The sequence below is a fragment of the Paenibacillus artemisiicola genome (assembly GCF_017652985.1).
Classification (GTDB): Bacteria; Bacillota; Bacilli; order Paenibacillales; family Paenibacillaceae; genus Paenibacillus_Z; species Paenibacillus_Z artemisiicola.
Window position 1 is genome coordinate 230,377 of record NZ_JAGGDJ010000005.1, and the last position, 24,089, is coordinate 254,465.

The 24,089-nt window shown below is 66.1% G+C and carries 20 protein-coding genes; 12 read left to right on the forward strand and 8 right to left on the reverse strand.

Annotated elements, in window-relative coordinates; all coding sequences use genetic code 11:
* Nucleotides 1–46: 46 nt before the first annotated feature.
* A complete protein-coding gene (locus I8J29_RS33750; protein WP_240546095.1) occupies nt 47–1,423 on the forward strand; it encodes a GIY-YIG nuclease family protein in 1,377 nt (458 codons plus the stop codon).
* 115 nt (nt 1,424–1,538) lie between these two features.
* Here the strand turns inward: I8J29_RS33750 and I8J29_RS11215 are convergent, their stop codons facing one another.
* Nucleotides 1,539–1,988, reverse strand: a complete 450-nt coding sequence (locus I8J29_RS11215; RefSeq protein ID WP_208847697.1) for a hypothetical protein — start codon at nt 1,986–1,988, stop codon at nt 1,539–1,541.
* Nucleotides 1,989–2,090: 102 nt separating this feature from the next.
* On the opposite strand from I8J29_RS11215, the gene I8J29_RS11220 reads away from it, so the two are divergent.
* The 7 genes from I8J29_RS11220 (at nt 2,091) to I8J29_RS11250 (ending at nt 8,783) form a co-directional block, all read left to right on the forward strand.
* Nucleotides 2,091–3,104: a serine hydrolase domain-containing protein gene (locus I8J29_RS11220; RefSeq protein ID WP_208847698.1), complete on the forward strand. Its 1,014-nt coding sequence runs from the start codon at nt 2,091–2,093 to the stop codon at nt 3,102–3,104.
* Between the two features lie 44 nt (nt 3,105–3,148).
* Nucleotides 3,149–3,709: a GNAT family N-acetyltransferase gene (locus I8J29_RS11225; protein ID WP_208847699.1), complete on the forward strand. Its 561-nt coding sequence runs from the start codon at nt 3,149–3,151 to the stop codon at nt 3,707–3,709.
* A 28-nt stretch (nt 3,710–3,737) separates the two neighbouring features.
* Complete coding sequence (locus tag I8J29_RS11230) at nt 3,738–4,334, forward strand: HAD family hydrolase (RefSeq protein WP_208847700.1); 597 nt, start codon at nt 3,738–3,740, stop codon at nt 4,332–4,334.
* A gap of 159 nt (nt 4,335–4,493) precedes the next feature.
* Nucleotides 4,494–4,958, forward strand: coding sequence for a GNAT family N-acetyltransferase (locus I8J29_RS11235; RefSeq protein WP_208847701.1), 465 nt, complete (start codon nt 4,494–4,496; stop codon nt 4,956–4,958).
* 69 nt (nt 4,959–5,027) lie between these two features.
* Nucleotides 5,028–5,966 (forward strand): cysteine synthase A, encoded by a 939-nt coding sequence (cysK, locus tag I8J29_RS11240; protein WP_208847702.1) that lies wholly within the window; start codon nt 5,028–5,030, stop codon nt 5,964–5,966.
* 279 nt (nt 5,967–6,245) lie between these two features.
* Nucleotides 6,246–7,037: a lipid II flippase Amj family protein gene (locus I8J29_RS11245; RefSeq protein WP_208847703.1), complete on the forward strand. Its 792-nt coding sequence runs from the start codon at nt 6,246–6,248 to the stop codon at nt 7,035–7,037.
* Nucleotides 7,038–7,652: 615 nt separating this feature from the next.
* Complete coding sequence (locus I8J29_RS11250; protein ID WP_208847704.1) at nt 7,653–8,783, forward strand: mandelate racemase/muconate lactonizing enzyme family protein; 1,131 nt, start codon at nt 7,653–7,655, stop codon at nt 8,781–8,783.
* A 528-nt stretch (nt 8,784–9,311) separates the two neighbouring features.
* Here the strand turns inward: I8J29_RS11250 and I8J29_RS11255 are convergent.
* A complete protein-coding gene (locus I8J29_RS11255; RefSeq protein WP_208847705.1) occupies nt 9,312–10,028 on the reverse strand; it encodes a glycosyltransferase in 717 nt (238 codons plus the stop codon).
* Nucleotides 10,029–10,135: 107 nt separating this feature from the next.
* Complete coding sequence (locus I8J29_RS11260) at nt 10,136–11,215, reverse strand: glycosyltransferase family 4 protein (protein ID WP_208847706.1); 1,080 nt, start codon at nt 11,213–11,215, stop codon at nt 10,136–10,138.
* A 149-nt stretch (nt 11,216–11,364) separates the two neighbouring features.
* Between I8J29_RS11260 and I8J29_RS11265 the strand changes: the two genes are divergently transcribed.
* Entirely contained in the window at nt 11,365–12,495 is a 1,131-nt protein-coding gene (locus I8J29_RS11265; RefSeq protein ID WP_208847707.1) for a sn-glycerol-1-phosphate dehydrogenase, read from the forward strand.
* Between the two features lie 72 nt (nt 12,496–12,567).
* Here the strand turns inward: I8J29_RS11265 and I8J29_RS11270 are convergent, their stop codons facing one another.
* From I8J29_RS11270 to I8J29_RS11290, 5 genes are all read right to left on the reverse strand, one after another.
* Nucleotides 12,568–15,114, reverse strand: a complete 2,547-nt coding sequence (locus I8J29_RS11270) for a TPM domain-containing protein (RefSeq protein ID WP_208847708.1) — start codon at nt 15,112–15,114, stop codon at nt 12,568–12,570.
* Nucleotides 15,115–15,258: 144 nt separating this feature from the next.
* Entirely contained in the window at nt 15,259–16,170 is a 912-nt protein-coding gene (locus I8J29_RS11275; RefSeq protein WP_208847709.1) for a J domain-containing protein, read from the reverse strand.
* Between the two features lie 235 nt (nt 16,171–16,405).
* On the reverse strand, nt 16,406–17,398 hold the full coding sequence (locus tag I8J29_RS11280) for a ketoacyl-ACP synthase III (protein ID WP_090641469.1): 993 nt from the start codon (nt 17,396–17,398) through the stop codon (nt 16,406–16,408).
* Between the two features lie 288 nt (nt 17,399–17,686).
* Nucleotides 17,687–20,209 carry an MMPL family transporter gene (locus tag I8J29_RS11285; RefSeq protein ID WP_208847710.1) on the reverse strand — a complete coding sequence of 841 codons (2,523 nt, stop codon included), beginning with the start codon at nt 20,207–20,209 and terminating at the stop codon, nt 17,687–17,689.
* 54 nt (nt 20,210–20,263) lie between these two features.
* On the reverse strand, nt 20,264–20,878 hold the full coding sequence (locus I8J29_RS11290; RefSeq protein WP_208847711.1) for a TetR/AcrR family transcriptional regulator: 615 nt from the start codon (nt 20,876–20,878) through the stop codon (nt 20,264–20,266).
* Nucleotides 20,879–21,255: 377 nt separating this feature from the next.
* Here I8J29_RS11290 and I8J29_RS11295 point away from each other — a divergent pair, with 377 nt between their 5' ends.
* From I8J29_RS11295 to I8J29_RS11305, 3 genes are read left to right on the forward strand one after another with little or no spacing between them, the layout of a single operon-like run.
* Nucleotides 21,256–21,942: an orotidine 5'-phosphate decarboxylase / HUMPS family protein gene (locus tag I8J29_RS11295; RefSeq protein ID WP_208847712.1), complete on the forward strand. Its 687-nt coding sequence runs from the start codon at nt 21,256–21,258 to the stop codon at nt 21,940–21,942.
* Nucleotides 21,943–21,947: 5 nt separating this feature from the next.
* Nucleotides 21,948–22,844, forward strand: a complete 897-nt coding sequence (locus tag I8J29_RS11300; RefSeq protein ID WP_208847713.1) for a sugar phosphate isomerase/epimerase family protein — start codon at nt 21,948–21,950, stop codon at nt 22,842–22,844.
* 40 nt (nt 22,845–22,884) lie between these two features.
* Nucleotides 22,885–24,000 carry an alcohol dehydrogenase catalytic domain-containing protein gene (locus I8J29_RS11305; RefSeq protein ID WP_208847714.1) on the forward strand — a complete coding sequence of 372 codons (1,116 nt, stop codon included), beginning with the start codon at nt 22,885–22,887 and terminating at the stop codon, nt 23,998–24,000.
* Nucleotides 24,001–24,089 lie beyond the last annotated feature (89 nt).

Consider the following 24,089-nt stretch of genomic DNA (forward strand, 5'->3'; position numbering starts at 1 on the left):
AGCCGCGCGGCGTGGACCGGCGGCAAGGGGAAAGGGGCACGGACAGATGGAGCCTTCGGCGCCGTTCGCGTTCAAGGCCGGCGACTACCCGGAGAAGCCGGGCTGCTACCTGATGCGCGACGCATCGGGCCGCCTGCTGTACGTCGGCAAGTCCAAGAAGCTGAGAAGCCGGCTGCGGTCGTACTTCACGACCCGCCACGCGCGCAAGCGGCTGCGGGAGCTCGTGGCGCAAATCGCGAGCATCGAGATCATTCTCGTCAACAACGAGACGGAGAGCCTGCTGCTGGAAAACAATTTGATCAAAATCCATAAGCCGCCGTACAACCGCGCCTTGAAGCGGGACAACAGCGGCTATGCTTATTTGGAGCTGACCGGGGAGCGGATCCCGCGGCTGGCGGTGCATTTTCGCGACCGCCGGGAGCCGGGGCAAGCGGCCGGTGACGGCGCCGGAACGGCCGCCGCGGGCGCGGACGCCGCGCCGCCGGCCGTGAATGACGCCGCGGGAGACGCCGGCGCGCCGCCGAACGAGAAGGCGGAGCATGCGGCCCCGGGCAAGCCCGCGGGCCGTACCCGCGCGTCCGGCAAACGGGGCACCGGCGCAGCATCCGGCACGCCGGCCGGCAAACGGGACAAGCCCGCCGAAGCGGAACGCCAGCCCGCGCAAGCCGAGCCGAAGCGGTTCGGTCCGTTCGCCAGCGCGAGGTTCCGCAACGAGCTACTGGAGTTTTTGACCGACCACTATAAGCTGCGTTCGTGCGCGACGCTGCCGAAGCGCGCCTGCTTGCTGTATCATATCGGGCGGTGCAGCGGCATTTGCGAAGGGCATATCTCCGAGGCGGAGTACGCGAAGGACGTGAAGCAGGTGACCGAGCTGCTGTTCGGCGGGAGCAAGGACGCCTTGCTCGCCCGCATGTACGCTCAGATGGCGGAGTACGCGGAGCAGCTCAAATTCGAGAAGGCGCAGAACATGCTGGAGCACATCCGCAACCTGGAGAAGACGCCGGAGCGGCAGATCGTCGACCGGGAAACGAACGTCAACCAGGAGGTGCTCTATTTCGGCAGCGAAGGCGTCATGATCGCGAAGGTGCAGCAGGGCATGCTGCGGGATTTCCAACTGCACGAGCTGGAACGGGGCTATGGGGAAACGGCCTGCGACCGGTTTCTCGTTCAGCGGTACCGGGCGGAGACGAAGCCGGACGAGCTGATCGTCAACCGCGTCGCCGATCCCGCCGCGGTGCGCCGCGCGCTGCGGCGTCCGGGAGAAGGGCAGGCACCGCCGCTGCAGATCACGCAGCCGAAGCGGGGGCTGAAGCACGCGCTGCTCCAGCTGTGCAAGGAGAACTACGAGTACCGCAAGGGCGCCGGGCAGCATGCGGCGGACAGCGTGTCGAAGCGCGGCACATGCTCGGGTTGCGAGCAATGAATCCGCCTATTTAGCCGTGTATCACCCCGAACGAACGGCGGTCGCGCTTGCCCTCCCAAGCCGACCGTTGCGCAATGATGACGGGTCGCCTAAGCCATCGCTTGCCCGGCGGCTTTTACTCTCGCACGTCGGCGCCGAGATACGCCCGCGTCTCTTGATCGAAATACAGCACGATCGGACCGAGCAGTCCGTCTTGGGTCGTGCGCAGCGTCACGCGGTACGCCGGACGGGACGCGTCGCTGCGCGCCGTCATCGCCGCGGCCGTCTGCCAGCGGGGCACGTCGTTCCAATCCACGAGCGCGACCGGCGTCGTTTTCCAGTCGCCGTCCACCGTTCGCCGCGCGGAATCGGAGAGCCGCTTCCAAGCGGCCTGGCGGACGTCGTCGGCTTCTTCGGCACAACGGGCGGCCGTTTCCGTTATCGCGAGCAGCTTTGCCTGCACGGCGCAGGGGACGCCGGTTGCCGGCTGCGGTTCGCGGCTGACGGTGCCGGACGGCTGGCCGAGCAGAAGGATGCCAAAGGCTGCCGCCGCCGCGAGGCGGAGCGGGATGCGTATCGGATTCATGCCGAATCACCTCTTCATTAAAGGCTCGGAATGCGTTGCTTGCCTATACCGACGCAGCTATCGTCGAATGGGTTGCGCCATCCGCGCGAAAGGAGCAACACGATGCTGCATAACGCCAAACGATCGCCGGCCGGCGCGTTCCGCCGTTTGGACGCCTACATGGAGGAAACGCGCGAGCTGCTCTCGACCGGTTCCGCCCTGTGCGTCGTCCGGGGAGACGCCGTCGTCCACGAGGCATACGGCGGCCGGCACGGCGCGGAGCCGGGAAGCCGGCCGATCGACGCGGCTTCGCAATTTCATCTCGCGTCCGTCCGCAAAACGTATCTCGGCTTCGCCGTCAGCCTCGCCATCGAAGAAGGGCGGATCGCGAGCCTCGACGACGCGGCCGCGGATTATCTCGAGGACGCCGGCGAGGTGCCGCTTGAAGGCATCACGCTACGGCATCTGCTCACGCATACGCACGGCCTGCGGCGCGGGGGCGAAGCCGGCCGGGAGTTTCCGCCGGGAACGGGCTGGAGCTACAACAATAGCGGCGTGAACCTGCTTATCCGCATCGTCGCGCGCGTCTTCGGCAAGCCGCCGGCGGAGGTGCTGCGCGAACGCGTTTTCCGGCCGCTCGGCTTCGCGCGGACGGACTGGCGCGCGGAGCGGACGGAGGAGCTGGTCTGGATGGACGAAGCGTACGGGACCGACGACGGCTCCGAAGCGAATCTGTTCGCGAACGCGCGCGAGCTCGCGTACTGGGGCGCGCTGCACCTGAACGGGGGCGGCTTCGCGGGCGTCCGGATCGCGCCGCGGCGCGTCTTCGAACGCGCGGCTGCCGTCGCTTCCCCGGAGGGACTGCCGGCCCGTTATCCGCGCAACGGCTTCCTGTGGCAGGTGCAGGCCGGCCCGTCGGAGCGGTCCGAGCTCGGGCCCTCGCTGCCGGCCGGCGCGTTCCAGTCGCTCGGCGTCTACGGGAGCGCGGTGCTCGTCCTTCCGTCGCACGGCGCCGCGGCGGTCCGCATGCTGAACGGCTTCAAGCCGAATCCGCCCGGCTACGATTACCTGGCGGATATCCGCCGGTTCGGCGACCTCGTGCTCGAGGCGCTGGAATGTGCTAGTATGAAGGGATAAAAATCCCGTGATCGAGCGCCTGCGGGCCGAAAGGAGAATGCGCGATGAATCCACTGCTGCTCGATATTCCGTCTCAGTTCGAGACGGAGCGGCTGCTGCTGCGGGTGCCGCGTCCGGGCGACGGACGCGCCGTGGCCGAGGCGATGAAAGCGTCCATGAAGGAGCTGCGCGCCTGGCTGCCGTTTGCCCAGGAGGAGCCGGACGAGGACCGGACCGAGGCCAATCTGCGCGAGGCGTACGCCCAATTTATCCGGCGCGAGGACATGCGGCTCTTGCTGTTCGAGAAATCGACGGGGCAATTCATCGGCTCCTCGGGCCTCCACAATCCGGACTGGAACGTGCGGAAGTTCGAAATCGGGTATTGGATCGACACCCGGCACGGCGGCAAAGGCTACATGACCGAAGCGGTGCAGGGCATCACGGTGTTCGCGTTCACGGAGCTGCTGGCGCGGCGGGTCGAGATCCGCTGCGACGCGCTGAACGAGAAGAGCCAGGCCATCCCGCAGCGGCTCGGTTTCTGGCATGAAGCGACGCTGCGCAACGACGGCTTGTCGGCCGACGGCTCGCGGCTGCGGGACACGTATATTTTCGGCATGATCCCGTAAGCGGGCTTACCGACAAAAGGAGGCGGTCATGATGCGAAAACAGCTGGTGCTGGACGCGGGCGGCGTCATCGTGACGAACCTGACGCCCGGCTTCTGGACGATGGTCGCCGACGCCGCGCGCGTCCCGTATCCGGACATTCGGGCGGCGTATAAGACGGAGCTGCGCGACGGCCTCTGGACCGGCGCCGTGTCGGAAGCGGACTTCTGGCGCTGGCTGGGAGACCGCTGCCCGGACGTGGCGGAGCGGGATGCCCGCGAGCTGCTGCGACGGAACCTTCGGCCGCTGCCGGCGTTCGAACGCGTCGCGGCTTGGAGCCGCCTCGCCGACGTCCATCTGCTCAGCAATCATCGCGCGGAGTGGCTGGCGCCGGTCGTGGAGCAGCTTCGTCCGTACTTGGGGCACGTCGTCATCTCGAGCGAGGCGGGAGCGAGCAAGCCGGCGGACGCGATGTTCGCGGCGCTGCGCGACCGGCTCGCGCCGGACGCGCCGGTGCTGTACGTCGACGACCATCCGGACAATCTGGCCGCCGGAGAACGTTTCGGCTGGACCGGCTTGCTCGCGGACGACGGCGGGCGTTGGACCGGCGAGGCCGACGCATGGCTGCTGCAGGACCATTGCGAATAGTCGGAACGGTCCGTTGACACGGATGGCAGGAACGGATGGCAGGAACGGACAGCAGGAACGGGAAGCAAGAGCGGACAGCAGCAACGAACACCAGACAAACAGCAGGAACAAACCGTCGAACGACAGTCGATTTAGTCAGAAGGAGCGGACCGGACAACCATGCATGAATTGCGCATCGTCGACGTAGGCATGAAAGACCCCGATTTGCTCGGGCTGATCGGCAAGCTGGACGCGTACTTGTACGCATTGTATCCGCCGGAGGAGGTTTTCGGCGTCGACTTGGACGACCCGGACCTCCGGGACATTCATTTCGCGGCGGCCTATCTGGACGGCCAACCGGCCGGCTGCGGGGCGATCAAGGAGCTCGACGGGACGACGACGGAGCTGAAACGGTTCTACGTCGAGCCGGAATTCCGCAACCGCGGCGTCGCCGGGCGGATGCTCCGCTATTTGGAAGACAAGGCCCGGGCGCGCCGCTACGCCGTCATTCGGCTGGAGACGGGCGGGCCTCAATTCGAAGCCGTGGCGTTCTACAAGAAACACGGGTACGCCCCCATCGAGCCGTACGGCGAATATATCGGCTGCCCCTCGAGCTTATGTTTCGAGAAGCGGCTGGAAGGCTAGGATAGGGAAGTACGGGATAGGTTTACGAGGTACAACAATAATTTTGCTTATCTTTGAGGAGGTTATCGGATGCCGGGCATCGCAAAAAACATCACGGATCTCATCGGCAACACTCCGATGCTGGAGCTGTCCAAATTCGCGGGCAAAGCGGGAGCGCAGGCGAAAATCGTCGCCAAGTTGGAGTATTTCAACCCGGCGGGCAGCGTCAAGGACCGGATCGGCTTCGCCATGATCAAGGACGCGGAGGAGCGGGGATTGCTGCAGCCGGATTCCGTCATCATCGAACCGACGAGCGGGAACACGGGCGTCGGGCTGGCGATGGCCGCCGCGGCTATGGGCTACCGCCTCGTCATCGTGCTGCCCGAAAGCTTCAGCATGGAACGGCGCAAGCTGCTCGCGGCGCTCGGCGCGGAGCTCGTGCTGACGCCGGCGATGGAAGGCATGGGAGGCGCGATCCGGAAGGCGGAGGAGCTGGCCGCCGAAATCCCGCATTCCTTTATTCCGCAGCAGTTCGAAAACCCGGCGAATCCGGCGGTGCACAAACGGACGACCGCGGAGGAAATCTGGGCGGACACGGCCGGCGCCGTCGATATTTTCGTCGCGGGCGTCGGCACGGGGGGCACGATTTCCGGCGTCGGCGAGGTGCTGAAGCAGAAAAATCCGGCCGTGCGGATCGTCGCGGTGGAGCCGTACGACTCGCAGGTGCTGGCCGGCGGCCAGAAGGGCGGCCATGCCATCCAAGGCATCGGCGCCGGCTTCGTGCCGGGCAACTACAACCCGGCCGTCGTCGACGAGATCGTGCCGGTGCGCAACGAGGAAGCAATCGAGACGGCGCGCGCGCTGGCGCGGACCGAAGGGCTGCTCGTGGGCATCTCTTCGGGAGCGGCGGCGTTCGCGGCGCTTCAGCTGGCCAAGCGGCCGGACAATAAGGACAAGACCATCGTCGTGCTCCTGCCGGACACGGGCGAGCGGTACCTGTCCACCGCGCTGTTCTCGGATCCGCATTAAGCGGCTAGCCTCCGCATGTCGGGACGCGAGGCGTTGCGCGGCACGCGGCGATGGACTGGCGCGGCGGCAAGGCGTTCCGCATGCGGCCGGCTGTGAATGTTGGCGGGAACGTTTCCGGTCCCGGCGGTCGTCCCGGCGTCCCGGCAGCGACCAGCGGACCGGCGCTGGTTCCCGGCGAGCGACCAACTGGCCGATTCGAGTCCCGGCGAGTTGCCAACGGCCGAACGTTTTGATGCTTTAGATTAGGCACACCGCTTTCCTGGAGAGGAGATACGCCGCGTGCTGACCAATCTCTTGATCGTCTTCGCGATGACGACGATCATCCATACGGCGGAGACCCTGTCGTACGCCGTCCGGCTGGCGGGGGTCCGGTTGAACAAAATCGCCGTCGCGCTGTCCTTGACCGGCATCATCGTGCTGGTGTCGCGGACGGCGAACATGGTGCAGGGGCCGATCGCGGCCAAGTTCGTCGACTACGGGCGGTCGCACCCCGGCTTTCCCATGCTGCATTACTTGCGCGTCACGCTGCTCGCGTCGTCGGTCGGCACGCTGCTCGCGATCATCCTGTTTCCGACCTGCGTGCGGCTTTTCGCCCGCATGATCGCGAAGCTGGAGATCGCGGGCTCCTTGCCGAAGCTCGTGTCGAGCGTCACGATCGGGCAGCTGAAGAACACGAGGCATTACGTCCGTCTGCCGCGCTTCAATCTTAGCCGATTCCGGTACTTGGGCATCTCGAAGACGTTCATGCTGCTCAGCGTCATCGTCACGTCGTTCTATACCGTCGGGGTCCTGGCGGCGCTCTACGCGGCCCATCTGTTTCCGCATTTCGGCACGGCCGCCTCGAACGCGTCCGGCATCATCAACGGCATCGCGACGATTCTGCTGACGATCTTCATCGATCCGCAGCTCGGACTCATCACGGACAAGGCGCTCCGCAGCGCGGAATACCGGACGAAGCTCGGCAAAATCTACGTCGTCCTCATGACGGCGCGCTTCATGGGCACGATGCTGGCGCAGCTGGTGCTGGTTCCGGCGGCGTACCTGATCGGGTACTTCGTGACGGTGATTTGATGGTTTTATATAAAGAGGGCTGTCCTGCCGTCAGGAAAGACGACGAGGGGACGGCCTTTTTTTTGCCGATGTCGCGGTAAAGGCGCCTGGCGGACGGCTCAAGAACGGTACCACGTACCGTTCTTTCGGCGAAACCGCCGCCGAGCGGCTCAAGAGCGGTACCACGTACCGTTCTTTCGGCGAAACCGCCGCCGAGCGGCTCAAGAGCGGCACCACGTACCGCTCTTTCGGCGAAACCGCCGCCGAGCGGCTCAAGAACGGTACCACGTACCGCTCTTTCGGCGAAACCGCCGCCGAGCGGCTCAAGAGCGGTACCACGTACCGTTCTTTCGGCGAAACCGCCGCCGAGCGGCTCAAGAGCGGTACCACGTACCGCTCTTTCGGCGAAACCGCCGCCGAGCGGCTCAAGAACGGTACTACGTACCGTTCTTTCGGCGAAACCGCCGCCGAGCGGCTCAAGAACGGGCCGCCAAGCGGCATGGATGTCCCTATTACTCACCGATTGATCCGTTTTCGTTATTCAGTCGGCCGGCCAGGCGCATTAAGATGGGGAGGATGACCGGATTTCGACGCTTCATGCCTGATTTTTCGTTTGGCGAGAGGAGACATGGACGAATGAACGTAGACAAAAGCTGGCGCATCGAGAGGATCGAGCAAGCCGAGATGAGAGGCGAACGTCCGCGATCGGCCGGGTGCAACGCAAGGCTGGGCGTGCACGGCAAGGAGGTGCGATTCCCGCTCGTCCGCGTGACGATCGGCGGGAGGACGGGCTACGGGTGGTCGCGGATTTCCCGCGACGAAGCCCAGGCGATGGTCGGGACCCCGGCCGGCGAGCTGTTTTGCGAGGAGCAGTGGATCCAGGACCGCTTCCAGGGCCTGCAATTTCCGTTGTTCGACTGGCTGGCCAAGGCGGAGGAAATGCCCGTGCACGCGCTTCTGACCGGCGGGAAGGGGACCTCGCCCCTGACGGTGCCCTGCTATGACACGTCGCTGTATTTCGACGATCTGCACTTAAGCTCGGATGCGGACGCGGTCGCGCTGCTGCAGGAAGAAGCCATGCAGGGCTACGAGGCGGGCTTCCGGGGGTTCAAAATCAAGGTCGGCCGCGGCGCGATGCACATGGAGCTTCAGGCCGGCACGCGGCGGGACATCGCGATCGTGAACGGCGTTCGCGAGGCGGTCGGCCCGTCGTGCAACGTGTCGATCGACGCCAACAACGGGTATAACCTGAACCTAACGAAGCAGGTGCTGAAGGAAACGGCGTCCGCCAACCTGCTGTGGATCGAGGAAGCGTTCCACGAAGACGACCGGCTGTACCGCGAGCTGAAGGATTGGATGGCGAAGGAAGGCTTAAGCGTTTGGATCGCCGACGGCGAGGGGCTGGCCGCGGGGCCGATCGTCGAATGGGCGGAGGCGGGCCTGATCGACGCGATTCAATACGACCTGAAGGATTACGGCATCGTGAATTGGATCAAGCTAAGCAAGCGGCTGGCCCGCTCCGGCGTGAAGGCCGCGCCTCACAACTACGGGGGCTTCTTCGGCAACTTCGCGTCGGCGCAGGCCGCTCCGGCGATCGAAGGGTTTCAATTCGCGGAGTGGGACGAGGCGCGGATCGAAGGCATCGATACGTCGGGCTACCGCATTAACGACGGCCGCATTCTCGTGCCGGAGCTGCCCGGATTCGGGCTGGCGATCGACGAGGCGTACTTCGAGAAGCAGGTCGGCCAGCGCGGCTGGGCGGTCTAGGCGCCTCGCTCTGCGCGCTTAACCGGATTGCCAAACCGGATTTTTAGCCGATCGTCTAACGGTTGTCTAACCGGCTGTCTAACCGATCTCTAACCGCACGTCCAACCAATCGTCTAATCGATTGGTCGCCTAGCCGATTATCTAGCCGATCGTCTAATCAATCGTCTAACCGATCGTCTAATCAATTGTCTAACTGATCGCATAATCAATTGTCTAGCCGATTGTCAAACCGATTGTCAAACCGATTGTCAAACCGATTGTCAAACCGATTCGTCTAACCAGACCGCCTAAACTAGATCGCCCGACTAGTTCGCTGAAATATCGTCGGTTCGATCCGCGTAATCGGATTGCGCCACCGGAGTGTCGACACGCCTCCGGCCGACTTGCGCGAACAACTCAAAAAACACCGCGCTCGGCAGCATCAAGCCGCCGAGCGCGGTGTTTATTCATTTCTGCCTCTCTCTCTCTCTCTCTTTTCTAGCTCCATTCTTTCTTTTCTCTCTCTCTCTTTCCTCTCTCTCCCCCGCCTCAGTCCGGCAGCTGCGCCAGCAGCGCGTCGAGCAGATGCGCGTACTGCTCGGTCACCATGCCCGCTTCGTTCAGAATCGTGTTGAAGTGGCGCACGGTGCCCATTTGGGAGTGGCGGCGGTAGAGGGTGAGCGGCTCGTTGAAGTAATGAAAGTCCACGCGCGAGAGCAGCACGCGGATCCAAAAATCGTAATCGTGGGTATACGGCAGCCCCGGGTTGAAGCCGCCCATGGCTTGGAACAGCTCCTTGGTCATCATGACCGTGCAGCCGTTGACCGGACAGCCGTGCCGGATGCCGTAGATGAACGCTTTGGCCGACGGGTATTTGATGCCGGCTCCGTATTCCGTGACCGCGCCGTGCTCGTTGATGACGTGGAAGTCGGTATGGCTGATTTGGGCGCCGGTCGCTTCCATATAGGCGGCTTGCTTGGCGACCTTGTCGGACAGGAAGCGGTCGTCGGAGCTGAGCCACGCGACGTATTTGCCGGAAGCGATCGAGAACCCGTGGTTCAGCGCGCTGCCCGTGCCGCCGTTCGCCTTGCCGATGTAGTGGATGCGCGAACGGTAGGGGGCGACGACCTCCTGATGCCGGGTGGAGCCGTCATCCACGACGATCACTTCCACGTTCGGATACGTCTGGTACAGCGCGCTGACGATCGCCTGGTCGACGTACTGATCGTTATAGAAAGGAATGATGATCGACACTTTTGGCAGCATGATCGTGCACCTCTTCGAACAGAATGGCAATGCTTTTGTTTACTATGCGGGGACAAGGCGAAGGCGTCACGGACAAGTGGCGCGGGCCATCCGTCCATCTTCGCGCGTCAGCGCCGAAGGCCGAGCGCGGTCAGCACGTTGACGATGTCCGCCGCGTACCGGCCCAGCGAGAAATGCTGCCGGACGTGCAGCTGCGCCTCGTCGCGGATCCGTTCCGCGAGCGCCCGGTCGTTCATCAGCGTCCGCGCTTCCGAGACCGCTTCGTCGACGCCGCCGCTGCGGAAAAACTTGCCCGTCCTGTCGTGGTCGATGAAGCACCGGACGCCGTCGGAATCGGTAGATACCACGGGGCAGCGGCAGCTCATCGCCTCGGCGACGGCGTAGCCGAAGCCTTCGGCGTAGGAGGTCGACAGCAGCAGGCCGCCCGAATCGCCGATCGCCGACAAATAGTGGGGCATATGGCTGTGCGGGATGTTGGACCGGACGACCAGATTCGGCTCGAGGCCCAGCTCCCGCACCAGCGCCACGAACCGTTCCCGTTCGCCGGGCTCCGAGATCGTCGCGTCCTCGAACAGCCAGAGCCGCAGGTTCGGCTTCTCCGCGGCGAGCCTTGCGGCGATGCGCAGGCACAGCGGCCAGTTCTTGTTGGCTTCCAGCCGTCCGATCCAGCCGACGATGGGGTCGCCGTCCGGATTGAGCCACGGCGACGGGCGGTGGCTGAACTGCCCGGTGTCGATCATGTTTTGCACGTAGAAGCGGGGAAAGTCGCCGAGGTACCGCTGGAAGATGTCCATGAGATGCGACGTCGGCGGGCTGATGACCCCTTGCGCGTACATGCGGATGAACGCGGAGGCGAACGCCAGCGTCCCTTCGGCCTGCTCCTTCGTCCCGAGTCCCTGCGCTTCGTAGATCAGCGGGCCGCCGTAGCCGAGGCCGCGCAGCCGCTGCAGCATGAGATGGTCGCAGATGACGACGACGGCGTCGTACCCGTTTCGGAGCACCTCCAGGATTTCGAAATCGTTGTTGGTCACGAAATGGGGGATGCCGGCCATGTTCTGGGTGCCCGCGCCGTTCCATAAGTAGAGGGCGTGGACTTCGATTCCGGCGGCGCCAAGCGCATGATACCGCAGCCGGTTGAGCGTCTCGATCCCGCCGCTTGGAATAAAGTACGTAAACAACAGCTTCATCGCGTTCGTTCCCCCTTGCTATGCGCACACTTACCGCCAGTGTATGCCGGGGTGCGGCCGCCCGCTTGGGTCCTTGTCTTCTATTCTGCAAGACTCCCAATCTCGCGTGTGGTAAAATGGCGCTAACGAGGAAAGGGGACTGATGCGAGATGGAGATCCAAACCGCGTTACGCGAAATCAACGAAGCGGCCGCCCGCCGGCCGGAAGGCGTGGTGTTCGCGCCCATCGTCATGGAAGGCGCCCTGGAGGCGGGGGCGCTCGCCAAGGTCGCGCCGTACCTAAAGGCCCGCGGCTGCGCGTCCGTCGGGCTTGTCGCCGACGCCAACACGTGGGCGGCCGCGGGCGAGCGGCTGGCCGAGTCGCTGCGGGAGGCCGGGATCGCCCATGCCGTCGTCCGGGTGAAGCCGGACGGGCAGGGCGACGTGATCGCGGACGAGCGGACGATCGTCCAGGTCCTGCTGGAGACGCCGAAGGAAGCCCGCGCGATCCTGGCCGTCGGCTCCGGCACGATCCACGACGTCGTCCGGTTCGTCTGCGCGCAGACGGACCGCGCGTTCGTTTCCGTGCCGACGGCCGCTTCCGTCGACGGGTTCACGTCCGTCGGCGCGCCGATCATCACGGGCGGCTTCAAGCAGACGGTGCCGGCCATCGCGCCGGAGGCGATCTTCGCCGACCTGGACGTGCTGGCGGCGGCGCCGCGGCGGATGACGGCGGCGGGCTTCGGCGACATGCTGGGCAAGTTCACGTCGCTGGCGGATTGGCGCTTCTCGGCCGAGCAGGCCGGCGAGCCGTTCTGCCCGCTGGCGTACGAGCTGACGGAGCAGGCGCTGACGCGGTGCCTCGAAGCGGTGGACGAGATCGCGTCGGGATCCGCGCGCGGCGTGGAGGTGCTGATGGAGGCGCTGCTCCTGTCCGGCTGGTCGATGCTGCTCGTCGGCCATTCGCGGCCGGCTTCGGGCGGCGAGCATCATCTGTCGCATCATTGGGAGATGGCGTATTTGAAGGAGGGCCGCCGGCAGCTGCTGCACGGCGCCAAGGTCGGCGTCGCGGCCGTCATGCTGGCGAAGCTGTACCGCGAGCGGCTGGCCGGCGCGTATCCGGCCGTCTTCGGCGATTTGCCGGATGCCGAGCGGCTGCGGACGTGGCTGCGGCAAGCCGGCGGACCGTCCGATCCCGGCGACATCGGCTTGACGGAGGCGCTGATCGGCGAATCGCTGCGGGAAGCCTACCTGCTGCGGGACCGCTATACGGGGCTTAAGCATCTCGCGCTGAACGCCTGAACGAACAAAGCGCAGCCGCGCGTACGATTCGTACGCGCGGCTGCGCTTTTTTGCGCGGACCGGCCGCGGTCCCTACCAGTTGTCGCCGCCGGACGAACCGCGCGGCTTATCGAACGAATCCCCGCCGGTTGAGCCGCCGTGATGCCCGCCGCCCTGATGGCCGCCGTGGTGCGCGCTGTTTTGGCGGTGAAGCTCTTCGTGCCGGCGCCTTTCTTCCTCGTGCCGGCGCTCCTCGCGGAGGATGTCGTCGTACGCCGATTGCATGCGCTGGAGCTGGCGGTCGGCCTCGTTCATCTGCTCGATCGCGCCCGCGTACATCCCGAGCGCGAACATGCGGTCCGCTTCGTTCACGCGGGCTTGGTAGGAGGCGTCGAAATGGCCGGGCAGCGACCGGTGCCGCGTCCGGGCATGGACCGAATCGTAGCGCGAGCCGAGCTCGCGCATGCGCCGCTCCGCCGTCTGCTTCTCCTGAACGAGGCGCTGCACGTCCTGCGCGTACGCGGCCACGCGGCTGGCCAGCTGGTTCAGCCGCAGCTCCGCGGCGTCCGGGTGGATCCCCGGCGGCGAAAGCAGCCGGTCCGTCTCGCGGAGCTCCGCTTGAATCGCGTCTTCCTGCGTGGCGACCCGGGCGCCGCTGTCGCCCGCCGCGGGCAGCCGGTGCGCCGCCGCCTGCGAGGCGGCCGCTTCGAACGTCTGCCGCGCGTCTTCCCACTTGGCGCGCAGCGCTTCCGTGCGCGCATGCGCGCGTTCCCGCGCCTTCAGGCAGGACTCGGCCGCCTCCGCCGCGCGCTTCGACAGCTCGAGCAGCCGGTCCGCCTGCGGGCGCGCCGCGGCGTAGCGCTGCTCACCGAACGCCTCGCGAAGCGGCGCGAGGCCCGCTTCGAGCTCCCGGAAGGCGTCCGTCGCCGCGCGGAACGCGTCCGGCATGAAGCCCCAGACCGATTCGTCGAACTGGCTCCGCAGCTTGCCGAGCTCTTCGCGGTAAGCCGCTTCGCCGAAGGAGAAGGAGCCCGCGAACCGTTCGAGCGTTTCCAGATCGGCGGCGAGGCCGTCCCGCAGCGCGACCCGTTCGCGGACCATCCGCTGCGCTTCGGCGATCGCGCCCGTCATTGCTTCGGATTGGCCCGCGGCTTCGCGCAGATCGCCGGCCGCGAGCGCGTCCGCGAACGGCGCGAGCCGGCGGGACGCTTCCTCGAGCCGGTCGAACGGATTGAACTCGGTCAGCTCGAGCCGTTCGGCGCGCAGCTCGCCCTCGATCCGCGAACGGGCTTGCGCGATGTCGTCCGGCAGCAGCTGCCGCTGCGACAGGAACGAAGGGAGCCGCTCCAGCAGGGAGGCGTGCAGCTCAACCGTGGCGCGATGCGGCTTGAGCAGCTCGGCCGCGTCGATGAGGTCCGTAACCTGCCGCTTGCGGATGACTTCCACCTGCTCCGCGTTCTCGGCGATTTCCTGCTTGATCCGGGCGAGCGACAGGCCGTTCGCGGTTGCGAGCTCGCCGGCCTTGGCCGCCAGGCCGCTTAGTTCGCCCTGGATCCCGCTGACCTCGCGGCCGTTCTGCCGGTCCAGCTCCACGAGATGCTCGGCCTGTTTGCGCAGCTCACCGGCATCGGCGCGCAGGCGCGCGGCGGTCGCGCCGGCCGCGTCCGTCGCGCGGCGCCCGCCGCCGGAGAAGAAGCCCGGCCGGCTGCCGCCGAGCGTCCGCAGCAGCTCCTGCGCGGAAGCCGCGCGGGCGTCGAGCGCGTCCGCCACCGGCTTCAGCGTCGCCGCGGTGGCCGGGCCGCTGTACAGCCCGACGAGCGGACGGAGCAGCTCCTGGGCGCGGAACAGCTCCACCGCGATCGCGTCCGTTTCGCGGACGAGGCGGGCATGCCGCGACCGGCGGATCAAGTAGAGGACGAGCATGATCGCGGCGGCGGCAACGAGCGCTAAGACGAGCAGCGCGATCGCGAGGCCGGTCCGGTTCGCCGGCGAGCTCGGCTGGCCCGCCGCCGTGCCGTTGCCAGCCGCAATGCCGCTGTCCGGCGGCGTTGCCGGCGGCGTCGCGGTCTCGCCGGAGGACGGCGATCCGCCCGCATCCGGCGCGGTGTCCGGTTCCGCGCCCGGCGCCGCATCCCCCGCCGGCTCCGGCAGCTGTTTCGCCGCGGCGATCAGCTTCAGCACGCCGCCGGCGTAATCGCCTTCCTTGGCGAGCGGGGTGAAGGTGCCGCCGACGAACCGGTCGATCGCCGCCCGGCCGGCATAGTCATTGCCCGCGTAATCGTCCGGCAGCGCGTCCAGCTTCCGCTGGAGCGGCGGATTGACGAAATACAGCTGCACGCGCCGTTCTTGCTTGGCGAGCAGGATCAGCACGTCGTCCGCCCGCAGCTTCCAAGCGTCGTACAGCGCCTCCGCGTAGGCGTCCGGCTCGGAAGCGCCGAGCGACTCGAGCGTGACGATATAATACGCGTACGGCGCGCCCGCCGCGGCGGCCTGTTCCAGCCCCTGCAGCCGGCCGGACGGGAACATGCCCCCGCCGTCGTAGACGTGGCCTTTGCCTTTGGCGGGCAGCGGCGCCGCGCTCGCGAGGCTCGCGAACAGCGCGAAGAGGAAGAGGGCGATAAGGGCGATTTTTCTGGTCATGATGGGCCTCCCGGTCTATCCTTTTTTATCCAGTTCGACTCATTGTAACATGGATCGGGACTTCGGCGGCGGAGCGGCGGCAAAAAAAGCCGCTGCCGAATCGCGTCGGATTCGGCAGCGGCGCCTCCGGTCGGGGTCGACCGATTATTTCAAATACCCGGCAATGAACGAGAACGCGTTGTCCGGCCGCTCGGAATTCACGCGGACGCCGGCGATGTACTCTTTGCCGATGACGGGCAGCCCTTTGAGCAGCGGACTTGCGGAGATGTCCACGCCGTACACGTGCTCCTCGGGCACGTCCTCGGTTTTGGCTTTGTAGCCCAGCTCCGGCTTGAAGGCCGGGCCCAGCTTGGCGGCGTTGGCGCCGTCGAGCGGAAGGAGCGACCCGTCCTGGGCCAGCTTCTGGAAGTTTGCCTTATCCAGGATATAGACGTCGGCTTTGTTCATCATAAGATCGATGATGCTCTTCTGGATGAGCGCGGAATCCTGCTCGCTCTTGATGTCCGACGGCACGTAGGTGAAGAACGCCTGGACCCGTTTCCACTGCGGGAACTGGGCGAGGAACTTGTCCTCGAGCGGCTTCAGGTCGCTGACGGGGTAGCTGCCGTCCTGGCTGTAATACTCGCCGAAGAAGGAGACGCTTACATCGATCGGCGGCAGCTTCGCGAGCTCGGCCATTTTCTGCCGGTGGTCGATGTAGGCTTTCGTGCCGAAGATAAGGATCAGAACGAGCGCGATGGCGCCGAGCACGTGGAATTTATAATAGCTGAAAAAATGATCGACCTTCTGGGCGGAGCCGGCCATGCCTTTGAATTTGCCGTAGGCGGCGTCGTTGAACTGCGCCATCGTTTGCTTCTCGTCGTACTCCAGGATCGTCTTGTACGCCTTGTTGATGTCTTCGAGGGCGATCCCCTGCTCGTCCGATTGCGCGGCCTCTTCGCGCTGCCGGTTCGCGCGCTCCCGGCGGATCAAGAGGAAATAGCGCTTCTCGACGTCTTCCTTCCCTGCGCCCTCGGGCAGGCCAAGCAGCTCGTAAGCCTTTTTCAGTTCGTCCATGGCGGGCTACCTTCGCTTTCTATAGGTTCTTCGTATACGTTCTAGTATACCGCCTTTGCGCGCATTCGACAAAATCGGATTGTTCCCATTTCGCGGCGGCGGGACCGCGCGGGCGGTCATGGCCGAATCGCGCATGGTACCGGGCCGGCCAAGCGAAAAAAAGCGGAGCGTCCCGAAGGAAGCTCCGCGCCCGCCCGCGACGCGTCGCGAAACGTCCGGTTGAGCCGAAACGGCGTTACAGCGTCCAGCGCAGCAGCAGCGCCGATTCCGTCAACCCGCCGCCGAAGCCGTACAGCAGCAGCGTGTCGCCGGTCTTGATGCGGTCTTCCTTCAAGGCCAGGTCGATGGCCAGCGGGATGGACGCCGCCGAGGTGTTGCCGTATTCGCGCATGCTGGTCAGCGTCCGCTCCAGCGGAATGCCGGTCCGCTCGCAGACGGATTCGACGATGCGCATGTTCGCGCTGTGCGGGACGAACCAGTCGATGTCCGACGGCGCGAGGCCGTTGCGCTCCATGAGCGCCTGGATGCCCTTGGGCACCGTCGTGACGGCCCAGCGGTACACCTCGCGCCCGTTCTGGACGATCATGCCGTTCGTCTGGATCGGCACGCCGTCGATGGACGGCGCGAGGGAGGAGCGGTACAGATGATGCCCGTCGCCGCCCTTGGTTCCGTTGTGGGAGGCGAGGAACGCGCCTTCCTCGCGGCGCTCCACGAGCATCGCGCCCGCGCCGTCGCCGAAGAGGATGCAGGTGGAGCGGTCGGTGTAATCCGTCGCCTTGGTCAGCGTCTCGGCCCCGACGACGAGAATTTTATGGTAAGCGCCGGAGAGAAGCAGTCCGTTGGCGAGCTGCAGCGCCGAGACGAAGCCCGCGCACGCCGCTTGGACGTCGGCCGCCCCGCAGGAGACGATGCCGAATTCCGCCTGAACCCGCGCGGCCATGCTCGGGAAGAACGTATCCGGCGTCGTCGTCGCGACGAGCACGTAGTCCACGTCCTCCAGCACGACGCCGTAGCGCAGCTGAAGGTCGCGCACCGCGCCGAAGCACATGTCGCTGCAAAACTGATCGTCCGCGGCGATGCGGCGCTCCTTGATGCCCGTCCGTTGAAAAATCCACTCGTCCGTCGTGTCCACCATTTGTTCCAAATCGCGATTCGTCAAAATCCGTTCCGGGACATACGCGCCGAAAGCCGTAATGGCCGCATGCGATTGAAGCGGGTGCTGCAGCATAGCCGTTCAACTCCTTAGCATCAGGTTTTAGTACCTGGTATTAATTTATCTTCAGCGTACACCTTTTCGCCGCCGTTGTCTATAGGCAGTTCGCCGCGCCTTGCCGGATTGGCGCGGCCGCCCGGTTGAAGCGGCGCGGGAGCTGCAGCCGCGCATCGCTCGCGGCTTCCGTCTTCTCGCCGCCTCCGCCTTCCCGCTGTCCCGCGTCACCGTTCTCTCTTCATAGGATGGGACAAAAAAAGATATCCATGTATGCGGCCGGACCGCTTACATGGATATCGGAGGGAGCTAGGAGTCGCCCGGCCGGCGTACGCCGGATGGCTTGGAAGAATCGCGGACGGCCGAGATGCCGGCCGCAGCCGCCGATCCGGACCGGAAGGCCGTCCGGGGCGACGCATCGTCCTTCGCCTTCAGCTCGGCGATCAGCTTCTCGCCCTCCACGTCGAGGTTCGGCAGCAGGCGGTCCAGCCATTTCGGCAGGCGCCAGGCGCGGTCCCCGAAGACGGCCATGACCGCGGGCACGAGCGTCATCCGGACGACGAAGGCGTCGATCAGAATGCCGACGGCGAGCGCGAAGCCGATCTGCTTGATCATGATGTCCGGCGCGAAGATGAAGCCGGCGAAGACGGACACCATGATGACGGCGGCGGCCACGACGACTCGGCTCGCCTGCTCGTAGCCGTGCACGACGCTCGACCGGCCGTGATGCCCGTGGACGTACGCCTCGCGCATGGAGCTGACGAGGAAGACCTGATAGTCCATCGCCAGCCCGTAGAGAATCCCGGTCACCATGATCGGCATGAAGCTGAGCAGCGGACCGCCGGTATCGAAGCCGAACAGGGCGTGGAGCCAGCCCCACTGATACACGGCCGTCGTTATGCCGAACGTGGCCAGCACGCTGAGCAGGAAGCCGACCGTGGCTTTGACCGGCACGATGACCGAGCGGAACACGAGCAGCAAAATAATCAGCGACAGCACGACGATGATGCCGACGTAGAGCGGAAACACTTCCGCGAGCTTGGCGGACATGTCGAGGTTGATCGCGGTAAAGCCGGTGACGCCGATCGCGACGCCGTACGTTTGCGCCAGCTTGGATTCGGGCGCGCGCAGGTCGTGGACGAGACGCTTCGTCGCCGCGTCGGTCGGGCCCGATTTCGGAATGAGGCTGATAATGGCCATGTCGCCGGTCTTGTTCACGCCCATCGGCGTGACCAGCGAGACGTCCTCGTGCTGCTGGAGCTCCTGCGCGAGCTTGCCCAGCGTCTCCGCCCCGATGGCGGCTCCGTTCTTCGGCTCGGCGACGAGCAGCAGCGGGCCGTTGAAGCCTTCCCCGAACCCCTGCGAAATCGCGTCGTAGCTCTGCCGCGACGTCGTGTCGAGGTTCGCCGTGGCGCCGGACGGGATCCCCATCTCCATCTTGGCGACGGGAATCGCCGCGACGCCCAATACGGCGATCGCCGCGACCACGATCGGCCAGCGGAGCTTGATCGCGCCGGCTGCCCAGCGGCGCGCGAACCCGTGCCGCGGTTCGGACGATTGCCCGGCTTGCTTGGCGCGCGCCTTGGCCGAGCAGATCCGCTCGCCGGCCAGGCCGAGCAGGGCCGGCAGCAGCGTGAGGGCGATCAGCACGTTCGCCAGCACCGCCGCCGCGGCGACGAGCGCCATCGTCGACAGGAACGCGATGCCGATCACGAGCATGCCGCACAGGGCGATGATGACCGTCAGGCCCGCGAAGAACACCGCGCTGCCCGCGGTGCCGACCGCCCGGCTCGCGGCTTCGCGCGCGCTCAGGCCTTGGTCGAGGATCATGCGGCGCTGCCGGTTGACGATGAACAGCGAGTAGTCGATGCCGACCGCAAGCCCGACCATAAGCGCGAGCGCGGGCGTGATGTCGGTCATCGGGATGAATTTCGAGAAGGCGTACGCGCCGCCGACGCTGATGCCGACGCCGAGAATGGCGGTCAGCAGCGGCAGGCCGGCCGCGACGACCGAGCCGAGCGTCATCAGGAGGACGACGGCGGCCACGATGAGGCCGACGCCTTCGGTCGAGCCGAGGGCGGGCTTGGTCGACAGCGAGTCGCTCGGCAGCGCCTGGATGCCGGTCTTCTCCACGGCGGAGACCGCCTCGATCACCCGGTCCGGCACGGACTCGGGCAGCGACATCTGCTGCACGGTGAATTGGAACTGGAACAGGGCGACGCTGCCGTCCTTGGCGATCATGACGCCGGGAACCGGCGCGCCGTCGACGACGAGCGGGCCGTACGGCGCCTGCCCGGCCGCGGAGGCGTTCGCGCCCCCGGCACCTTGGCCGGCCGCGCCCGCCGCGTCGCCTTGGGCACCGGCTTCGGCACCTTGGCCGGCCGCGCCTGCCGCGTCGCCTTGGGCACCGGCTTCGGCACCTTGCCGGACGTCCGCCGCCGCGGAATCGCCGGCTTGCGCGCCGGCTTGGGCGCCGTCCGAGACGCCGGCCTTCGCCGCCAATTCGGCGGGGTTGATGACGTAGTCCAGCCGGTAAACGTCGTCGACGGCTTTGCGAAGGGCGGCCAGGCGCTCCGCGGTGTCCAGCCGTTCCCCGGCGGGAGCGGCGAATACGACGCTCGCTTGTCCGCCCGACGCTTCGGGCAGCTCCGCGGCCAGCTGGTCCAGCACCTTTTGGGACTCCGTGCCTTCGATTTTCATATCGGAGCTGACGTGGATGCCGTTCGCGCCGAGCGCGGCGAGCACGACGGCCAGAATGACGAGCCAGCCGGCGATGAACGCCCAGGGCTTGTCGTACGCGGAGCGGCCAACTTTGTACAAAAAGGTCGACATGGAAGGATGATTCTCCTTTGCTTGGGGGAGTAGGGGCCGAACGCGGGTCCTCGCTTAGAAGCCGCTTCGCAAATAGCCGAACATGGTGTCCAAATAATCGTCGAACGCGACGGCTCCCGGCGCTTCGCCGGCCGGTTGGCCGGGGAGCAGGACGTTCAGGCTGCCGTCGAGCAGCGGCAGGAATGCCCCGTAGACGGCGCCCGCCAGCAGATGGGCATAGCCGTCGGGATAGCGGCCCTGCGAATAGACGCTCAGCGTCTCCTGCGCCGACTCGTGCAGCCGCCGGAACGCGCTCAGGATATACGGCTCCAGCGTCGGGCTCCGCTTCGCCAGCGACACGAGCTCACGCAGCTTCCATAGAATCCCCGCGGTCAACCGCATCTTCATGAGCCGGTACAAGATATCGACCGGGGACGCGTTCCCGTCCACGCCCGCGAGCAATTCGTCGGCCTCTTGGACGCCTTGGAAGGAGACGGCGGCCGTCGCCACCGCTTCCTCCTTGCAGGCGAAATGATTGGCGAACGTCCGGCGGGAGAAGCCGGCGCGCTGGACGATGTCGTCGACGACGAAGCCGTCGAGCCCGCGCTCGAGCGCCAGCTCGAACGCCGCGTCGGCAAGCGCGTGCGCGGTCGCCTCCCGCTTCGCGTCCCTTAAGCTTGATTTGGTCATCGCGTACGGTACACCTCGCTTTGCTGACTTTCTTTCGTTCTTCCGCGGGCGCAAGCGGTCAAGCGCGCGCCGCGATGTTCCTCTCTATTATTGCCCATTGGGCAATCATGCACAATGGGCAACGATTATACGATTTTACGATATTGTGACAACGGCCTTCCGCCCCGGGAGAGAAGGATGCCGGTGAACGCCGTTCCCGGCGCGAGGTGGGTCCCCTTTCCTCAATTGAGCGCATCCGGCAGGACTTCCCGCCGCCGCGTGGAATATGGACACAGATGCGGCCGGCAGCGGTTGACGGAAGCGGAAATCCGCGAAACGGCCGCGCGGGTTTCATTATTGAAAGCGTTTCAAAGGACGAAGGAGAGGGGAAAGCGATCATGGAACCGATCGTGCAAATTTCGCTGGATTTGACCACGATAGCGGACGCCCTGGCGATGGCCGAAGTGGCCGTGGAAGCCGGCGTCGACTGGCTGGAGGCGGGCACGCCGCTTCTGCTCGGCGAAGGCCTGCACGCCGTCGCGGCGCTGCGCAAGGCCTTCCCGGACCATCCCATCGTGGCCGATTTGAAAACGATGGACGGCGGCTACCTGGAAGCGGAGATGATGGCGAAGGCCGGCGCCACCCACGTCGTCGTCATGGGCGTGGCGCATCCGGCGACGATCCGCGCCGTCGTCCGGGCCGCCCGGGATTACGGCATCCGGGTCATGGGCGACATTATGGCCGCGCCGGATCCCGTGGCCTGCGCCCGGATGATGGAGGCGAACGGCGTCGATTACATCATCGTGCATACCGGCTTCGACGAGCGCGGCGAAGACCGGGCGCGCACGCCGTACGATCACCTCGCCGAGGTGGCGGCGGCGGTGAACGTGCCGGTGCAGGCCGTCGGCGGGCTGTCCATCGACCAGGCGGCGGACATGCCTCGCCACGGCGCGCCACTCGTCGTCATCGGCGCGCCGCTCGTCATCGACAAGCGGGAATTCAGGCCCAGCACGGACCGCGAGGCGCTCCAAGCGATTTTGCGGCGGTTCGTGGACCGGGTCAAAGCGAACAAGACGGAGGAGTGACGACTATGGCGGCTTCGGCCCGCGTGGCGGTATTTCCGAAAGGCTTCATTCATGAGTTGTCCGAAGGCAAGATGAGCTTGGAGACGTGGATCGAACTGGCCGGCACGCTCGGCGCCGACGGGCTGGAGATGTATCCGCGGTTTCTGGCAAGCACGGAGGAGACGTACCTGAAGGCCGTCCGCGAGGCGTGCGACCGGCAGGGCTTGGCGGTCCCGATGATGTGCGCGTCCCCGGATTTCACGCAGCCGGATCCCGAACGGCGCGCGCGGGAAGTCGACGCGATGAAGCGGATGATCGACGTCATGGCGATTCTCGGCCCGGACGGCTTCCGGAGCTGCCGGGTGCTGTCGGGGCAGCGGCGAAGCGGCGTTTCCCGGGAGGACGGGATCGATTGGACCGTCGCGTGCATCCGGGAGCTGCTGCCGTACGCCGCGGAGAAACGGGTGCACTTGGTCATGGAGAACCATTACAAGGACGGCTACTGGACCGCGCCGGAATTCGCGATGCCGAGCGACATCTTCCTCGACATCGTCGGCCGGATCGAATCGCCGTGGTTCGGCGTGAACTACGACCCGTCCAACGCGATCGTGGCGGGCGACGATCCGCTTCGGTTGCTGGAGCGGGTCCGGTCGCGCGTGCTGACGATGCACGCCAGCGACCGGTATTTGAAAGCCGGCCGCTCGATGGACGACATTCGCGAATACCGGGACCAGGGCTATTCCGACGCGCTCGAGCACGGGGTCATCGGCCGGGGAATGAACGATTACGACGCGATCTTCCGCGTCCTGCAAGAAGAGAAGTTCCGCGGCTGGATCTCGATCGAGGACGGCGTGAACGGCCTGGAGGAGCTGCGGGAATCCGTGGCGTTCGTCCGCGCGGGGATCGGGCGGTATTTGACGTGAGGCGCCGGGGAGGCGCGCCGAAAGGGAGCGAAGCGAACGCATGAAGACGATCGTATTGAAGAACGCCGCATCGGAGTCGGCGAGAATCGAAGTGGCGGAGAAGGCGAAGCCCGCCATCCGGCACGACGGCGAAGTGCTGATCCGGGTGCTGTCCGTCGGAATCGACGGCACCGACAAAGAAATCGTCACGCACCGCTACGGCGTGCCGGAGGAAGGCGAGGACGACCTGATCATCGGCCACGAGCTGAGCGGCATCGTGGAAGCGGCCGGCCCCGCCTCCGGGTTCCGGCCGGGCGACGCCGTGACGGCGCTGGTGCGCCGGCCGTGCGCGGATCCGGCTTGCGCGAACTGCCGCGCGGACCGGGCGGACTACTGCGAGACGGGCGCGTACACCGAACGGGGGATCAAGGGCTCCCACGGCTTCATGCGCGAATACGTGGTCGAGGACGCCCGCTACGTCGTGAAGGTGCCGGACGACCTGAAGCAGCTCGCCGTCTGGGTGGAGCCGCAGAGCATTTTCGAGAAGCTGTGGGCGACGATCGCCTGCATCCAGCAGCGGTTCGTCTGGCAGCCGAAGCGGGCGCTGGTGCTCGGCTCCGGCCCGATGGGCCTGCTGTCCGCCCTGTCGCTTCGAACGATGGGCTTCGAAACGCACGTCTGGTCGCTGCATGCCGGGGACAGCCGGCAGGCGGCGGTGCTGGCGGGCGTCGGAGCGGAGTTCCGGAGCGCGTACGGCGGCGAGCCGGACGGCGAAGACGGCTGCGGGCTCGCGCGCCATTACGCCGGCAAGCGCGGAATCGGCTTCGACGTCGTGCTGGAGTGCACCGGCTACAGCCCGCTGCTCGTCGAGGCGCATCGCGTGCTGAACCGGAACGGCATCATCGGCACGGTCGGCATCTCGCCGACGGACCGCCGCATCCCGGTGCCGATGGACGACATCAATCAGCGGATGGTCATCGGCAACCAGACCGTGGTCGGCTCCGTGAACGCGTCGAAGGCGGATTTCGCGCGCGCGCTCGACCGGATCCGCGACATGGAGCGGCTTTATCCCGGCCTGCTGCGCGGGTTGGTCACGGACGAATTCGCGCCGGAGCAGGTCCCGTCGCTTGCGTTCGACCGGATCGGGATCAAGGCGGTCGTCCGCATGGGCGAGTAGCCCGGAAGACGCGGGCGCATGGCCGCGCCAATCGCATAGCGAGCCATTCTTCGAAGCCGCGCATGGCCCTCCGTGCGCGGCTTCGCCAT

Coding starts and splice junctions, on each gene's coding strand:
- I8J29_RS11280 (WP_090641469.1), bottom strand. CDS start 17,398: ATGCTGCAGCACCCGCTTCAATCGCATGCGGCCATTACGGCTTTCGGC.
- I8J29_RS11275 (WP_208847709.1), bottom strand. CDS start 16,170: ATGGACGAACTGAAAAAGGCTTACGAGCTGCTTGGCCTGCCCGAGGGC.
- I8J29_RS11250 (WP_208847704.1), top strand. CDS start 7,653: ATGAACGTAGACAAAAGCTGGCGCATCGAGAGGATCGAGCAAGCCGAG.
- I8J29_RS11265 (WP_208847707.1), top strand. CDS start 11,365: ATGGAGATCCAAACCGCGTTACGCGAAATCAACGAAGCGGCCGCCCGC.
- I8J29_RS11300 (WP_208847713.1), top strand. CDS start 21,948: ATGGCGGCTTCGGCCCGCGTGGCGGTATTTCCGAAAGGCTTCATTCAT.
- I8J29_RS11305 (WP_208847714.1), top strand. CDS start 22,885: ATGAAGACGATCGTATTGAAGAACGCCGCATCGGAGTCGGCGAGAATC.
- I8J29_RS11295 (WP_208847712.1), top strand. CDS start 21,256: ATGGAACCGATCGTGCAAATTTCGCTGGATTTGACCACGATAGCGGAC.
- I8J29_RS11220 (WP_208847698.1), top strand. CDS start 2,091: ATGCTGCATAACGCCAAACGATCGCCGGCCGGCGCGTTCCGCCGTTTG.
- cysK (WP_208847702.1), top strand. CDS start 5,028: ATGCCGGGCATCGCAAAAAACATCACGGATCTCATCGGCAACACTCCG.
- I8J29_RS11285 (WP_208847710.1), bottom strand. CDS start 20,209: ATGTCGACCTTTTTGTACAAAGTTGGCCGCTCCGCGTACGACAAGCCC.
- I8J29_RS11215 (WP_208847697.1), bottom strand. CDS start 1,988: ATGAATCCGATACGCATCCCGCTCCGCCTCGCGGCGGCGGCAGCCTTT.
- I8J29_RS11235 (WP_208847701.1), top strand. CDS start 4,494: ATGCATGAATTGCGCATCGTCGACGTAGGCATGAAAGACCCCGATTTG.
- I8J29_RS11230 (WP_208847700.1), top strand. CDS start 3,738: ATGATGCGAAAACAGCTGGTGCTGGACGCGGGCGGCGTCATCGTGACG.
- I8J29_RS11225 (WP_208847699.1), top strand. CDS start 3,149: ATGAATCCACTGCTGCTCGATATTCCGTCTCAGTTCGAGACGGAGCGG.
- I8J29_RS33750 (WP_240546095.1), top strand. CDS start 47: ATGGAGCCTTCGGCGCCGTTCGCGTTCAAGGCCGGCGACTACCCGGAG.
- I8J29_RS11270 (WP_208847708.1), bottom strand. CDS start 15,114: ATGACCAGAAAAATCGCCCTTATCGCCCTCTTCCTCTTCGCGCTGTTC.
- I8J29_RS11255 (WP_208847705.1), bottom strand. CDS start 10,028: ATGCTGCCAAAAGTGTCGATCATCATTCCTTTCTATAACGATCAGTAC.
- I8J29_RS11290 (WP_208847711.1), bottom strand. CDS start 20,878: ATGACCAAATCAAGCTTAAGGGACGCGAAGCGGGAGGCGACCGCGCAC.
- I8J29_RS11260 (WP_208847706.1), bottom strand. CDS start 11,215: ATGAAGCTGTTGTTTACGTACTTTATTCCAAGCGGCGGGATCGAGACG.